This window comes from Reyranella soli (assembly GCF_007992495.1).
Classification (GTDB): domain Bacteria; phylum Pseudomonadota; class Alphaproteobacteria; order Reyranellales; family Reyranellaceae; genus Reyranella; species Reyranella soli.
In genome coordinates this window covers 21,807-35,674 of the sequence record NZ_BKAJ01000142.1, presented here as the reverse complement: position 1 = coordinate 35,674, position 13,868 = coordinate 21,807, and the positions used below count along the sequence as shown (strand labels likewise).

The 13,868-nt window shown below is 67.8% G+C and carries 13 protein-coding genes; all 13 read left to right on the top strand.

What is annotated here, in order from left to right:
• Positions 1–255, top strand: a 255-nt coding sequence (locus RSO01_RS35020; RefSeq protein ID WP_507763595.1) for a thioredoxin domain-containing protein, incomplete at its 5' end; no start/stop codon positions are given.
• A gap of 71 nt (positions 256–326) precedes the next feature.
• Positions 327–1,595: an FAD-dependent monooxygenase gene (locus RSO01_RS35015; RefSeq protein ID WP_170303590.1), complete on the top strand. Its 1,269-nt coding sequence runs from the start codon at positions 327–329 to the stop codon at positions 1,593–1,595.
• A 2-nt stretch (positions 1,596–1,597) separates the two neighbouring features.
• Positions 1,598–1,891, top strand: a complete 294-nt coding sequence (locus tag RSO01_RS35010; protein WP_170303589.1) for an aromatic-ring hydroxylase C-terminal domain-containing protein — start codon at positions 1,598–1,600, stop codon at positions 1,889–1,891.
• A 224-nt stretch (positions 1,892–2,115) separates the two neighbouring features.
• Positions 2,116–4,065, top strand: a complete 1,950-nt coding sequence (locus RSO01_RS35005; protein ID WP_147155244.1) for a methyl-accepting chemotaxis protein — start codon at positions 2,116–2,118, stop codon at positions 4,063–4,065.
• Complete coding sequence (locus tag RSO01_RS35000) at positions 4,058–5,557, top strand: chemotaxis protein CheW (protein ID WP_147155243.1); 1,500 nt, start codon at positions 4,058–4,060, stop codon at positions 5,555–5,557. Before RSO01_RS35005 ends, RSO01_RS35000 begins: the two co-directional genes overlap by 8 nt.
• Positions 5,554–6,645 (top strand): protein-glutamate methylesterase/protein-glutamine glutaminase, encoded by a 1,092-nt coding sequence (locus tag RSO01_RS34995; protein WP_147155242.1) that lies wholly within the window; start codon positions 5,554–5,556, stop codon positions 6,643–6,645. The genes RSO01_RS35000 and RSO01_RS34995 overlap by 4 nt, the downstream gene beginning before the upstream one ends.
• A 1-nt stretch (position 6,646) precedes the next feature.
• Complete coding sequence (locus tag RSO01_RS34990; protein WP_147155241.1) at positions 6,647–7,252, top strand: HEAT repeat domain-containing protein; 606 nt, start codon at positions 6,647–6,649, stop codon at positions 7,250–7,252.
• On the top strand, positions 7,249–8,130 hold the full coding sequence (locus RSO01_RS34985; protein ID WP_281291577.1) for a CheR family methyltransferase: 882 nt from the start codon (positions 7,249–7,251) through the stop codon (positions 8,128–8,130). The genes RSO01_RS34990 and RSO01_RS34985 overlap by 4 nt, the downstream gene beginning before the upstream one ends.
• A complete protein-coding gene (locus RSO01_RS34980; protein WP_147155240.1) occupies positions 8,123–8,512 on the top strand; it encodes a response regulator in 390 nt (129 codons plus the stop codon). The genes RSO01_RS34985 and RSO01_RS34980 overlap by 8 nt, the downstream gene beginning before the upstream one ends.
• Positions 8,509–10,422 carry a chemotaxis protein CheA gene (locus tag RSO01_RS34975; protein ID WP_246159023.1) on the top strand — a complete coding sequence of 638 codons (1,914 nt, stop codon included), beginning with the start codon at positions 8,509–8,511 and terminating at the stop codon, positions 10,420–10,422. The genes RSO01_RS34980 and RSO01_RS34975 overlap by 4 nt, the downstream gene beginning before the upstream one ends.
• Positions 10,423–10,529: 107 nt before the next feature.
• Positions 10,530–10,907 carry a response regulator transcription factor gene (locus tag RSO01_RS34970; RefSeq protein ID WP_147155238.1) on the top strand — a complete coding sequence of 126 codons (378 nt, stop codon included), beginning with the start codon at positions 10,530–10,532 and terminating at the stop codon, positions 10,905–10,907.
• A complete protein-coding gene (locus RSO01_RS34965) occupies positions 10,904–11,551 on the top strand; it encodes a chemotaxis protein CheC (protein ID WP_281291576.1) in 648 nt (215 codons plus the stop codon). Before RSO01_RS34970 ends, RSO01_RS34965 begins: the two co-directional genes overlap by 4 nt.
• Positions 11,538–13,859, top strand: coding sequence for a PAS domain-containing hybrid sensor histidine kinase/response regulator family protein (locus tag RSO01_RS34960; protein WP_147155237.1), 2,322 nt, complete (start codon positions 11,538–11,540; stop codon positions 13,857–13,859). The genes RSO01_RS34965 and RSO01_RS34960 overlap by 14 nt, the downstream gene beginning before the upstream one ends.
• Positions 13,860–13,868 lie beyond the last annotated feature (9 nt).

Here is a 13,868-nt window from a genome sequence, read left to right as displayed (position 1 = left end):
GGCCCCGACAAGAAGATCAAGGCGATGCTCACCTATCCGATGAGCACCGGCCGCAACTTCGACGAGGTGCTGCGGCTGCTCGAGTCCTGCCAGCTCACGGCCAAGCATCAGGTGGCGACGCCGGTGAACTGGAAGAACGGCGAGGATGTGATCATCGTGCCGGCCGTCTCCGACGAGCAGGCGAAGGCCAAGTACCCCAACGGCTGGAAGGCGCCGAAGCCCTACCTGCGAATCGTGCCCCAGCCGAAGGGCTGAGTTCGGCTCAGAATCTTCCGGACCGCGCGCGTCTCGCGCGCGGTCCGGAAGAGCATGAGGGAGACATGGCCATGTCCAACCTCGACTCTCCGACCGTCCTGATCGTGGGTGCCGGACCGGCCGGACTGTTCGCGGCTTGTGAGCTGCTTCGCCATGGCGTCAAGCCGCGCATCGTCGAGCGCAGGGCTGCACCGCATCAGGAAGCGCGCGGTACCGTTCTCCAGCCGGCGGTGCTGGAGCATCTCGAGCGAGCCGGCCTGATCGAGCCGTTCCTGCGCAGCGGCGTGCGCATCAAGCGCCTCCAGTTGCTGGGGCCCGGCCTGCGCGAGATCTTGAGCGACGATTTCACCGAGGCCGGCGGCGCCTACCCGTTCCAGTGCAGCCTGCCGCAATGGCGCACCGAGACGATCCTGCGCGAGCACCTGCAGAGGCTCGGCCTCGAGATCGAATTCGGCACCGAGGTGAAATCGATCGAGGACCGTCTGGACGGCTTGCGCGTGACGCTCGAGGCCGGTGCTCGCAGCGAGACCGTCACGATGGCCTATGTGCTGGGGGCGGGCGGCGGTCACAGCGTGACGCGCCATTCGATGCAGGAGCATCTGGGCGGAGAGACCTATGACGGTCGGTACTGGGTCGCCGACGCGAAAGTCAGCCTTCTCTGTCCATCGGAGTGTGCCCGGCTTGTCGTCGGGCCGGCCGGATTCGTCCTGCTCGCGCCGCTGCCGGACGATCGCCGGCTGATTTTCGTCAATCGCGACGAGACCGATACGCGACCCGAGCTTCCGTCGGCCGCCGAACTGGGCGCGTTGCTCGACGCGCGGGCCGGTGTCGAGGTCGGGTTGAGCGATCTCGGTTGGGTCTCTCCTTTCAGGATGCACAAGCGCGTGGTCGAGCGTCTGAGCGACCGGCGGCGCTTCCTGTTGGGCGACGCCGCCCATCTATCCAGCCCGCTCGGCGGCGAAGGGTTGAACGCGGCGCTCATGGATGCTGCCGACATCGCCTGGAAGCTTTCCCTCGTCATGCGGGGCGCTGCAAAGCCATCGCTGCTCGACAGCTACGCCATCGAGCGCGGGCTCGCCGATCGCCACGTGCTGGAGGTGTCGGACGAAGTCCATGCGACGGTGATGGGGCTTGTCGCGACATACGCCGACGGCCGAGTGCCCGACGTGCCGGCGGGCGATCCGGCCGAGAACGCGGCGGCACGGCGCAAACGGTTGATGCTCGACGTGTCGTATGCGGGGGCGCGCTCGTCGGCCAAGCCGGCACCGCCGCCGGAGAGCCCACGCCCGGCGAACGCTTTCCGGTCTGCAACCAACTGCGCGGCACCGATCACCATCTGATCGTGTTCGGCGCGGCGAGACATCTCGACCGAGTTCGCGCGCGCTGGGGCAAGCTCGTGTCCATCGTCGATGCTTCAGAGGCAGGCTTCGATGCCGCCGAGACCGGCGTGCCCGATGGCGGCGCCGTCCTCGTGCGGCCTGACGGCTTCATCGGCTTCCGCGCCGCTCCCGTCGATTCCGAGACGATGGCTGCACTTGATGCCCATCTCGCGAGTTATCTCATTCCCGACATCGACGCGCGAAGAGGCCGAAGGACGAGCGAGCAGGAATGGACTAACGCAACGCCTTCGACCTGACGGGATCCGTTGCCGTCGTCGCCGCTCGGATGGCCTAATCGAGGGAGCGGTGGGGGCCCGATGAACGGCTCAGCCGGCATCGGCATCCGCCAACGGTGCGGCGTCGTCAGGCGAGCTGCCTACCTTGGAGAGGCCGGCGAATTGCATTAGGGTCACGCCATCCAGCCCGATATGCGTGCGACTGCGTCTCATCACGAGCAATTCGCATTGTCCCAGGGAACCCAATGGCCCTCGTCAAGAAGTCCAAGCTGACCGGCGGAACCGCCCCGCCGAGCGAACCGCCGATCCGTGCACCGGCCCGTCCCTCGGCTCGGCCGCTGGCGCGCAACGGCCAGCAGAATGGCGCGACCCGTCGTGTATCCGCCCGCCCGCAGGACAAGGTCTCCGAACGCCTCGCCGCCGCCACCGAGGAGCTGGCCAGCGGCCTCACCGAGGCCGCCGCCGCGGCGGAAGAACTGCGCCGCGCCATGGAGCAGATCGCGAGCGGCGCCAGCGAGGCCGCCGGCGCCTCCCAGGAGCAGCTGGCGGCCATCAAACAGGTCGTCGCCAGCCTCGGCTCGGCGCGCAGCCAGGCCGAGGCCTCACGCCGCCGCACCGAGGCGGTCGAGGTGGTGCTCGCCGAAACCGCGGTGCAGATCGGCACGTCCGTCCGCGCCATCGAGCGCAACGGCCTCCGCCAGGGCGCGTCGGTCGATCTCATCCGCGAACTCGAGCGGCGTGCTCAGGATATCAGCGAGATCACCGGGGCGGTCAGCCGCATCTCCGACCAGACCAATCTCCTGGCGTTGAACGCCGCGATCGAAGCGGCACGCGCCGGCGATCACGGCCGCGGCTTCGCGGTCGTCGCCGACGAAGTGCGCGCGCTTGCCGAAACCTCCGAAAAGAGCTCGCAAGAGGTCCAGAAGCTCGCTACGGCGATCCAGGCCGACGTGCGCGAGGTCGCCGCCGCTCTGCAGCAGGCGGCCGATGCCGCGGTCAACGAATCGAAGGCCGGCGCCGCCACCGTCGAGGTCCTCGACGGCCTGCGCGCGGACATGCAGAAGGTCGCCGACGGCAGCCAGCAAACCTTGACCGATGCGCTGGAGGCCGATCGCGCCGCGACCGAAGCGGAAAAAGGCGCAACCCTGGTCGCGAGCGCAGCGGAAGAACAATCGTCGGCGGCCGGCGAGGCCCAGGTGGCAGTGCAGGAGCAGGCCAAGTCGCTCGAGCAGGGTCAAACGGCCGCGCAGGAGCTGGCGCGGATCGCCGAAGCCGCCCGCACCGGGCGCGTGGACCTCTCTTCCACCGAGCAGATCAGCGCCACCGCCGAGGAGCTGTCGGCCACCATCCAGGAACTGTCGAGCGCCTCGCAACAGATCATGACGGCGCTGGGCCAGATTAACCGCGGAACCCAGCAGCAGGCCGCCGCCACCCAACAGACTTCGGCCGCGCTCAGCCAGATCGAGAGGAGCGCCAGGCGGGCGCAGGAGAACGCCGTCCAGGCGAACGAGCGGGTCGCCAAGATGGCGGACGACCTCAAGCAGAGCAGCGGCGCGGTGGCCAAGCTGATGGCCGGCGTATCGACCGGCCTCGACAACACGCGCGTCAGCCTCAAGACCATCGCGCGCCTGGAATCGGTCGGGCGCAACATCGAGAAGATCGTGTCGGGCATCTCGCTGATCGTGGTCCAGACCACCATGCTGGCGGTCAGCGGCTCGGTCGAAGCCGCCCGCGCCGGCGATGCGGGGCGCGGCTTCGCGGTCGTGTCCAACGACCTCCGGGGCCTCGCCCGCGAAGCCTCCGACAGCGCCGACCGGATCAAGGAAACGGTCGGTGGCATCCTCGAGCAGATTGCCGCGCTGCGGCGCGACCTCGAACAGATCGTCGATTCGGTCGAGGTCGAGGTCCAAAACAACCGGACGGTCATTGGCGCGCTCGACAAGGTGGAGCGCGAGTTCGCCGCGCTGCGCGGCGCCAACGACGCCATCCTGCGGGGTGCCGAGCAGATCCTGTCGGCCGCCGGCGAGACGGCGACCGGCGCGCGCCAGATCGCGGCCGCCGCCGAAGAGGCGAGCAACGCCGCCCGCCAGGCCTCGACGGCGTCGACCGAGCAGGCCAGCGGCGCCGAGGACCTCGCCGCTGCCATAGAAGAGATCGCTTCCCTGGCTGACACGCTCAAGCAGCAGAATGGCTGAGCGCTTCCTGACGTTTCGCGTCGACGGCGAGCTCTACGCGCTGCCGGCGAACCAGGTCGCCGAGGTCATTCGCCTGCCCGCCATGGCGCGGGTGCCGCATGCCCCCAAGGGACTGCTCGGACTGGCCAACCTGCGGGGCAGCGTCCTGCCCGTCGCCAGCGTGCGCGGCCTGGTGGGCATCGAGGAATCGGCCGAGGCCACGACGCGGGCGATCGTCCTCGACGGCGCGGCGCCCGTGGCACTGGCCGTCGACGTCGTCGAGGCGCTGGTCGCCGTGGAGACCGAGCAGATCGAGACGCGCCAGGCCGAGCTGGCGACGCGGCCGGGCGAGCGGCTGAAAGGCGCGTTCGCTGCAGATGGCAGGAACGCCATCGCCAAGATCCTCGACATCGAAGGGCTGATCGGCGCCGCCTTCAGACAGGAGGCGCGTGCGCGGCCGCGGCGCGCCTTGGCCCGCGTCGCGGTGCAGGAAGGCGGGATTGACGGCAAGGCTGGCGGCGACGACCGGCAAATGCTGGTGAGCTTCGACGTGGCCGGCCAGGAATACGCCCTCGCCCTCGACGTCGTTCAGGAGATCGTCGATACGCCCGAAGCGCTGGCGGCAATGCCGGCCAGCGAGGCGCTGGTCCTTGGCGTGACGCCGTTTCGCGACACCCTGCTGCCCCTGCTGTCGCTGCGCGGCCTGCTCGGCTTCACCAACCGGGTAGAACGCACCGATCGCGAGAAGATCGTCGTCACCAGGGTCGGCGGCGCGCTGGTCGGCTTGCTGGCCGACCGCATGCGCAGCATCTTTCCGGCCGATACCGACCTGATCGAGAAGATTCCACCGGTGCTGTCGGCCCGCGCCGGCGGCGAAGCCAAGATCTCGGCGATCTATCGCGGCGAGAATGGACGACGGCTGGTGTCGGTTCTGGCGCCGGACCAACTGTTCCGAGAGGACGTCATGCAGCGGCTGAAGGCAAGCGGCGGCTCGACCGGCGAGGGCGACAGGGAAGCGCCCGGCAGCCAGCGCGAACAACGCCAGTTCCTGGTGTTCCGGCTGGGCGACGACGAGTTCGGCCTACCGATCGAGGCCGTCGACGAGGTCGCTCGCGTCCCTGACCAGATCACGCGCCTGCCAAGAACCCCGAAGTTCCTCGAAGGCGTCATCAACCTGCGGGGAGAAGTACTGCCGGTCGTCGACCAGCGGCGGCGTTTCGACATGCCGGCGCTGCACGAGCGCACTGCGCGCCGCCTGGTCGTGGTCAGGACCGAGCGCCACAAGGCGGGACTCATCGTCGATTCGGTATCCGAAGTGTTGCGCTGCCCGGCCGACGAGATCGAACCGGCGCCCAACCTCAGCAACGAGACCGTCAAGCTGGTGCATGGCGTGGTCAACCTCGAGCAGGCGGGCCGCCTCGTCCTGCTGCTCGATCCCGCCGAGCTGCTGACGCGCGCCGAGCGTGGGCTGCTCGACACGTTTCGGGCCAAGGCGGAGCGTGCCGTTTTGTGACCAAGGTCCTAGTCGTCGACGATTCGGCCCTGATGCGCAAGCTGCTGGGCCGCATCTTTTCCAAGGAAGCCGACTTCGAGGTGCAGTTCGCGCGCAACGGGCTGGAAGCGCTCGAGCTGCTGGCTGCCTTCGAGCCCGATGTGGTGACGCTCGACATCCATATGCCGCAGATGGACGGCCTGGCCTGCCTCGATCGCATCATGGTCGAACGGCCTTGCCCGGTGGTCATGGTGTCGTCGCTGACCGCCGAAGGCGCCGAGGTCACGCTGCAGGCCTTGCGCCTGGGAGCGATCGACTTCGTGGCCAAGCCCGAAGGCGCGATCTCGCTGCACATCGACGAGCTGACCGACGAACTGATTACCAAGGTGCGCGCTGCGTCCACCGCGCGGATACGGTCGAGCGCCCGTCTCAGGGAGCGTGTCCGGCACCGTATCGGCCGCGACGCGCCGGCGATCCTCATGGAAGAAGGCCGCCGGGCACCCGGTCGACACAGCCGGGAGCCGCGGCGCGCCGTCGGCGAAGGGCTGGTGGTGGTCGGCACCTCGACGGGCGGACCGCCGGCGCTGGAGGCGGTGCTGACGGCGCTGCCCGCCGGCTTTCGATGGCCGATCGTTGTCGCCCAGCACATGCCGGCGACCTTCACCGGCGCCCTGGCCCGGCGGCTGGATGGCGTGTCGGCGCTCAACGTCGTCGAGGTCGTGCGGACGCTGCAGCTCCAGCCCGGCTGCGTTTATATCGGCAAGGGCGATGCCGACGTCGCTATCGACCGGCGGCCCTCGGGCCTCGTCGCTGTGCCGGTCCGCTCACAAGCCGATTACCCGTGGCATCCAAGCACCGACAGGCTCGTTAGATCTGCCATGGATCACGTGTCGCCCGCCCAGATCGTCGGCATCCTCATGACGGGCATGGGCTCGGACGGCGCCGAGGCTATGGCCCTGCTGCGCGCCCGGGGCGGCCGCACCATCGCCGAAGCCGAAGAGACGGCCGTCGTCTGGGGCATGCCCGGCGAACTGGTGGCGGCCGGTGGCGCGGACTGGGTGTTGCCGCTGCCGGAGATCGCCGGCTGGCTGACGAAGCTGGTGCCGTGACATGCCGCTCGTGCGCAAACCTTCGTCCCAAGCTCCCGCCGCGGCGCCCCTGGCGCTCGGCGAGGGCACGAGCGAGCAGCGCTGGTCGGCCGTGCGCGCCGCGGCCGACAGGCCCGACGGTCTTGCGCTACTCGCCGATGCGCTGTCGCGTGAAAGCGATCCGCGCGTGCGCGAGGCGATCTTCACCGGCCTGGCGCGCCTGGCGACGCCGGAAAGCGCTGCGCTCGTGGTGCCTTATCTCCGGTCAGACGACGCCAACCTGCGCACCGGCGCCGTCGACGCGCTGCGGGCGATGCCGCAGGCCTGCCGGCCCCATCTGCCGACCCTGCTCGCCGACGGCGATGCCGATGTCCGCCTGTTGAGCTGCGAGCTCGCGCGCGGGCTGCCCGACGAAGAGGCCAATCGCCTGCTGTGCGACCTGCTCGAGCGGGAGACCGAAAGGAACGTCTGTGCGGCAGCGATCGAAGTGCTGGCCGAGATCGGCCGGCCGGAAGCCGTGCCCTCCCTGGTGCGCTGCGGAACCCGCTTCGCCGGCGATCCCTTCATGATCTTCAGCCTCAAGGTCGCGACCGAACGCATCGCTGCGCCGGCGCGCGACCGGCGGTGAACGAGGTCGATCCGGTATCGCAGGAGGAACTCCGCGCGATCTGCGAGTTCCTCTATCGCCGCACCGGCATGCTGTTCGGCGAGGCCAAGCGCTATTATGTCCAGCGCCGAATCTCCGATCGCATGAATGCACTCGGGATCGCTCCCTTCCGGACCTACTTCGCCTACCTGCGCAGCGACGCCGACGGAGAAGTCGAAAAGTTCGTCAACGCCTTCACCGTCAACGAGACCTATTTCTACCGCGAAGACCACCAGCTGCGCTGCCTGTCGTCCGACCTGCTGGCTGAACGTGTGCGCGCCAAGCGGCGCGGCGAGGCGCTGCGCATATGGTCGGTGCCCTGCGCCACCGGCGAGGAACCCTACTCGATCGCCATCTGGCTGCTCGAGAATTGGCCCGAGGTCGACGTCCAGGACATCGAGATCATCGGCTCCGACATCGATACCCAATGCACTGCGGCCGCGGCCGAAGGCGAGTACGGCGCCCGGGCGCTCATGCGACTGTCGCCCCAGCTCGTCGAGAAGTACTTCGTGCCGGCCGGAAAGGACCGCTGGCGCGTCGTTCCCGAATTGCGCCAATCGGTCCAGTTCAGCTCGGCCAACATCACCAAGGCGTCGGAAACCCGCCAACATGGCTTATTCGATGTCATCTTCTGCCGAAACGTGTTGATCTACTTCGACGACGCCTCCCGCCGCGTAGCCGCCGAGAACCTGTTCGAGGCCCTCGCGCCGGGCGGCTTCATATGCCTGGGGCATACCGAATCCATGAGCCGCATTTCCCCGCTTTTCGAGGTGCGTCGCTTCCCCGATGCCATCGTCTACCAACGGCCCCTGATTGGCGGAAACGGGGCTGGCGGGAAGGGGGGGCACTCGAATGGCTGAGACGGCGAGCAAGCGCATCCTCGTCATAGACGATGCGAGCCTGGTCCGTCGCTACTACCGCGACGCGCTGGAACGCGCGGGCTTCGAGGTCGACGAGGCGTTGAACGGCGTCGAGGCCCTCGAGAAACTGCTGGCCGAGCCGGCCGACCTGCTGATCGTCGACGTGAACATGCCGCAGATGGATGGCATCACCTTCCTGCGCTCGCTGCGCCGGCAGGCGCCGCCAATCGCCTCGATCCCGGCCCTTGTGATCAGCACCGAAGCGGGGCCGCACGATCGGCGCGCCGCCCGCACGGCCGGCGCCAACTTCTATCTCGTGAAGCCTGTCGCCCAGGACACGCTCGTCCAGCACGTGTCGATCATGTGCGGATTGTCGGCATGAACGAGTTCGTCGAGCAGTTTTTGATCGAGGGGCGCGAGCTCGTGGCTCAGGGCAATGACGATCTGCTCGCGCTTGAGGAGCGTCCGGACGACCGTGAGCGGCTCGACGGCGCCTTTCGTGCCTTCCATACGCTGAAGGGTGCGGCCGGCATCGTCGACTTCGTCGCGATGTCGCGCGCCTTGCATGCCGCCGAGGACGTGCTGTCCGCCGTGCGATCGAACACCGCCCCGGTGACACCTGCGTTGATCAACCTGTGCCTGGCCTGTCTCGATCAGGTCAGCGTCTGGATCGATCGGATGCGATCAAACGGCGAAGTTCCGGCCGATGCCGATGCCGAGGCAGACGACCTTGTTCGTCGATTCGCCACGCTTGCCTCGCCTGACTCGGCGCCCCTGGCCCCGCACGACGCTGCCGACGCGACGAAGCGGGCCGAGGCTTCTACCGGCCTGTCAGCCATCGGACGCGAACTTCTCGAGGCGCAGAAGCTGATGCTCTCCGAGCCGGCGACGGAAGACGCTGCTGCCGCACGGCTCGAATCGGCAAGCCGCATCGCGGCCAACGTGCTGCGCCATCATGGCCGGTCGCTGGACGCGACGGATCTCGAAGGGCCGCTGCAAAGCAGCCTGGTCGCCGGCAATGCCGAGGCCATGATCGAGGCCATCGATCGCATCCTCGAGGGCCTGGCGGAGCGACCGCCCGAGCAGCCCGGCACGCTGGCTCCGCAGGCGCCGGAAGCGACGCTGCGCGTCGATGTCGATCGCATCGACACCCTCGTTCGACTGACCGGCGAGCTGCTGATCGCCAAGAACGCGATCGGCCATTCGGCCGAACGCGCGGCGGACGAGGGCGATCCAAGGGCCCTCGCGGTGGCGCTCAAAAACCAGCACCTCGCGCTGGACCGCCTGGTCAGCGAGCTTCAGCGCGCGGTGTTCAGCTTGCGCGTGCTGCCCTTGCAACACGCCTTCCAGCGCTTTCCCCGCCTCGTGCGGGAAATGGCCACCGCGCTGCGCAAGCCGGCGCGCCTGATGATCGAAGGCGCCACGATCGAAGCCGACAAGACGATCGTCGAGGCGATCTCCGAGCCTTTGCTTCATGTCCTGCGGAACGGGCTGGATCACGGGCTGGAGGAGGCGGCGGAGCGGGCCGCGCTCGGCAAGCCGGCCACGGCGACGATCCATCTGCGGGCGGAGCGCCAGGGCGAGCACGTGGTGATCGAGGTCGAGGATGACGGCCGCGGGGTCGACGTGGCCCGCGTCCGCGACGTCGCACGCCAGCGCAATGCGGCGCCGGAGGCCGCCATCGCCGCCATGTCCGATGAGGAGGCCATCAATCTGATCTTCGCGCCAGGCTTCTCGACTGTCAGCCAAGTCACTGACCTTTCTGGCCGAGGCGTCGGCATGGACATCGTGCGCAACACGGTCGAACGGCTGGGCGGCCGCGTCTCGGTGTCGAGCCAGCGGCAACGCGGCACGACGGTGCGCTTCACGCTGCCGTTCACGGTGATGATGACGCAGGTGCTCACGGTGGAGGCAGCCGGCCAGGTATTCGGCGTGCCCATGGAGGCCGTCGTGGAGACCGTTCGCGTCGGGCGCAGCGCCATTTCGCCCGTCGGCGCCGCCCGGGCCATGGTGCTTCGCGACCGCACGCTGCCGGTCATCGACCTGGGTCAGGCCCTGGGGCGCGGGGCTCGCGCGCCCGAAGGCGATACCAATGTGCTGATCGTCGCGGTTGCCGGCCAGCTTGGCGGCCTCGAGGTCGACCGCCTCGGCGACCGGATGGACGTCATGCTGAAGCCGCCGGAGGGCCTTCTGGCGGGCATTCCCGGTATCGATGGCACGACCCTGCTGGGCGACGGCCGGGTGCTGATCGTGCTCGATCTCGGCGAAATATTCGGGAACGCAGACGACTAAGAAACGTTGCAATACGCCGCGCGAATTTGCGGTAAGCGCCATCGCCGGTTTCTGGTGGTGTCTGCGAGTGCTATCGACATCTGGCGGATCATGGGGAGCGCGTGAATATGGGGTACAGGGTTCTGGTGGTCGACGACAGCAAGCTTGCGCGGATGGCCGTCGCCAAGGCTCTGACGACTCTGCACCCCGACTGGACCCGCGTCGAAGCGGCCAACGCCGACGAGGCCCTCGTGCTCGCTTCGAAGGATGCCTTCGACCTCGCCATTCTCGACTTCAACATGCCGGGTCGCGACGGCCTTCACCTCGCGGCCGAGCTGCTCAAGCTCAAGCCCGCACTGCCCCTGGCGGTCATTTCCGCCAACCACCAGGTCGAAGTTGTGACGCGGGCGCGCGAGGTCGGCGCCACATTCCTGCAGAAGCCACTGACCGACAAGGCGATGGGAGAATTCCTGGCCGCCGCCGCGGATCGACTGGCCTCGCCGTGAGCGAGCTTCTCAACGAGCTCGAGATCGACGCCCTGACGGAGATGGTCAATATCGGCGTCGGCCGTGCGGCGACCAGCCTGCGGGACATGGTCGGCGAGCAGGTGCTTCTGTCGGTGCCCAAGGTCAACTTGGTGAGCCGCGACACGGCGATCAGGACGCTGAGCGAGAACGAAGTCAGTAATCTCGTGGGAATCCACCAGGTGTTCGAAGGCGAGATCACCGGCCGGGCGTTTCTAATCTTCCCGGACACAAAGAGCCTCGAGTTGGTGCGAGCCGTCATCGGCGGCGAGCTCAGCCTCGAGGAGATCATCGAGCTCGAACACGAAGCGCTTGCCGAGATCGGCAACATCATCCTGAACGGCTGCCTCGCGACCATCGCCAACCTGCTGCAGCGCAATCTGAAGATGTCGCTGCCGGAGATCCTGCGCGGCGAGCCGGCGCTCTTCTTCAATCTTGCGCCGCCACCGGAAGCTGGCGACGTCGTGATGTTCCTCTACATCAACTTCGCCATCCGCAATCGCGACATCGGCGGATACATCGCCATGGTCATGGATGTACCCTCGCTCAGCGCGCTTCGCTTGCTGCTGCGCGAGTTCATCGAGCGAACGGCAGGCGGCTCGGTCCCCTCCGATGAACGCCCCTGACCGGAACGGCGTTTCCGGCGTCTTCGACGCCATCGATCTTGGGCTGATCCTGCTCGACGGCGATCGTCGCGTGATCGGCTGGAACGCGTGGATCGAGAAAGCGAGCGGGCTATCCGACACCGCCGCCCGGGACCATCGCCTGGACGAGCTGTTTGCCGGCAGGATTCCGCCGCGGCTAGCGACAGCGATCTCGCAGGCCCTGGAGCTGGGCGCTTCCAGCTTGGTGACGCACACGCTTCACCCCGCCATGCTGCCGTTGCGCACCCCAACCGGTCGCCAGCTGGTGCACAACATTTCCGTCCGCCCGATCGGTAAACGGCCCCACCTGCGTTGCCTGCTGCAGATCCTCGACGTCACCGTCGTGGCGGGGCGGGAGCGCATCCTGCGCGAGCGTCAGAATGCGCGCTACGACGCCGTCGTCGGCAGCGCGCCCGACACGATCCTGACCCTCGACGCCGACGGCACGGTCCAGCTCGTCAACCCGGCGGCAGTGCAGCAGTTCGGCTATTCACCGGAGGAGCTCGTCGGCCAACCGCTGTCGTCGTTCCTGGAGAATCCGCAGGAGTGGGGCACCGCCTTCAAGGCCGTGCGCGCCGGCGAAGGCCTGAGCCGCCCCATTGAGCTCACGGCACGGCGAAAGAACGGCTCGCCCAGCTATCTTGAGGCGTCGGCCTCGAGGTGGACGACCGAAGGCAGAACCTTCGTCACGGCGATTCTGCGGGACGTGAACGAACGGCGCATGGCGGTCGATGCGCTGCGCCTGCTCAATCAGACCCTCGAGAAGCGTGTTGCCCAGAGCACCGCCGACCGCAACCGCATGTGGACGCTGTCGACCGACGTCATGATGGTGGCAGGCCTCGACGGCACGCTGAACTCGGTCAATCCGGCCTGGACGCAGCTGCTGGGCTGGCAGGAAAGCGAGCTGATCGGCGCCAACGTCATGGATTTCGTCGTTCCGGAGGAGCGCGCCGTCCTGCAGGCTGAGCTGGACGCCCTGGCGCGCGGCACGGCACCGAGACTGATCGAGCTCACCATGCGGGCGGGCGATGACGCTAGCCGGCGCATCGAGTGGAGCGCGGTGGCCGCCGACAATCTCCTTCAGGCCGTCGGCCGCGACGTCACCGCGGAACGCGAGGCCGAGAAGGCGCTGCGTCAGGCCGAGGAAGCGCTGCGCCATTCGCAGAAGATGGAGGCAATCGGCCAGCTGACAGGCGGGATCGCGCACGACTTCAACAACATGCTGACGGCCATCATCGGCTCGATGGAAGTGCTGAAGCGGCGCATACGCGATGGCCGCTACGACGACATGCATAGTTTCATGGACAGCGCGATCGGCGCAGCCAACCGCGCCGCCTCCCTTACCCACCGGCTGCTCGCCTTTGCGCGCCGCCAGCCGCTCGATCCCAAGGCGGTGGACGTCAACAAGCTGATCTACGGGATGGAGGACTTGCTGGAGCGCACCCTGGGCGAAAAGATCAAGCTGGAGGTCCGCCTCGCGCCTGACCTCGGTCCGGCGCTCACCGATGCCCATCAGCTCGAGAACGCGATTCTCAATCTTGCGATCAATGCCCGCGATGCCATGCCCCAGGGCGGAACGCTGACCATCGCCACCGAGAACGCGATCATCAAGAGCCGCGAACAATACGGCCAGGAGACGATCGACGCCGGCGACTACACCGTGGTGTGCGTTGGCGATACCGGCGTGGGAATGTCGCCGGACACGCTTTCGAAGGTGTTCGAGCCGTTCTTCACGACCAAGCCGCTCGGTCAGGGGACCGGCCTCGGACTGTCGATGATCTACGGCTTCGCCAAGCAGTCGCGCGGCCATATCCGGGTCGAAAGCGCGGAAAATGTCGGCACGACCTTCCAGTTGTACCTGCCGCGCTACCAGGGCGCTGTCGAGACGCGACCCCTCGCGCCGGCGCGCGACGCCGCCACCGGCGCCGGCGAAACAGTGCTGGTGATCGAGGACGATCCGGCGGTGCGCCTCATCATCTCGAACGTGCTGCAAGATCTCGGCTATGCCAGTCTGGAAGCGAGCGACGGCCAGGCTGCGCTGCCCATCCTGACGTCGAACACGCCGCTCGACCTGCTGATCACCGACGTCGGGTTGCCTGGCATGAACGGCCGGCAGATCGCGGAGATTGCCCGCCAGCACCGTCCCGAGTTGAAGGTCCTGTTCGTCACCGGTTACGCCGAGCATGCCACCGGCCATGCACCGTTCCTGGCTCGCGGCATGGAGATGGTCACGAAGCCGTTTGCGCTCGATGCGCTCGCGCTCAAGATCCGCGACATGCTGCGAAAGTAACCGGCCGCC

What these genes read in the sequence shown, in the direction of transcription:
- RSO01_RS35015 (WP_170303590.1), top strand. Translation starts at nt 327, where the DNA reads ATGTCCAACCTCGACTCTCCGACCGTCCTGATCGTGGGTGCCGGACCG.
- RSO01_RS34970 (WP_147155238.1), top strand. Translation starts at nt 10,530, where the DNA reads ATGGGGTACAGGGTTCTGGTGGTCGACGACAGCAAGCTTGCGCGGATG.
- RSO01_RS34960 (WP_147155237.1), top strand. Translation starts at nt 11,538, where the DNA reads ATGAACGCCCCTGACCGGAACGGCGTTTCCGGCGTCTTCGACGCCATC.
- RSO01_RS34975 (WP_246159023.1), top strand. Translation starts at nt 8,509, where the DNA reads ATGAACGAGTTCGTCGAGCAGTTTTTGATCGAGGGGCGCGAGCTCGTG.
- RSO01_RS35000 (WP_147155243.1), top strand. Translation starts at nt 4,058, where the DNA reads ATGGCTGAGCGCTTCCTGACGTTTCGCGTCGACGGCGAGCTCTACGCG.
- RSO01_RS34990 (WP_147155241.1), top strand. Translation starts at nt 6,647, where the DNA reads ATGCCGCTCGTGCGCAAACCTTCGTCCCAAGCTCCCGCCGCGGCGCCC.
- RSO01_RS35005 (WP_147155244.1), top strand. Translation starts at nt 2,116, where the DNA reads ATGGCCCTCGTCAAGAAGTCCAAGCTGACCGGCGGAACCGCCCCGCCG.
- RSO01_RS34980 (WP_147155240.1), top strand. Translation starts at nt 8,123, where the DNA reads ATGGCTGAGACGGCGAGCAAGCGCATCCTCGTCATAGACGATGCGAGC.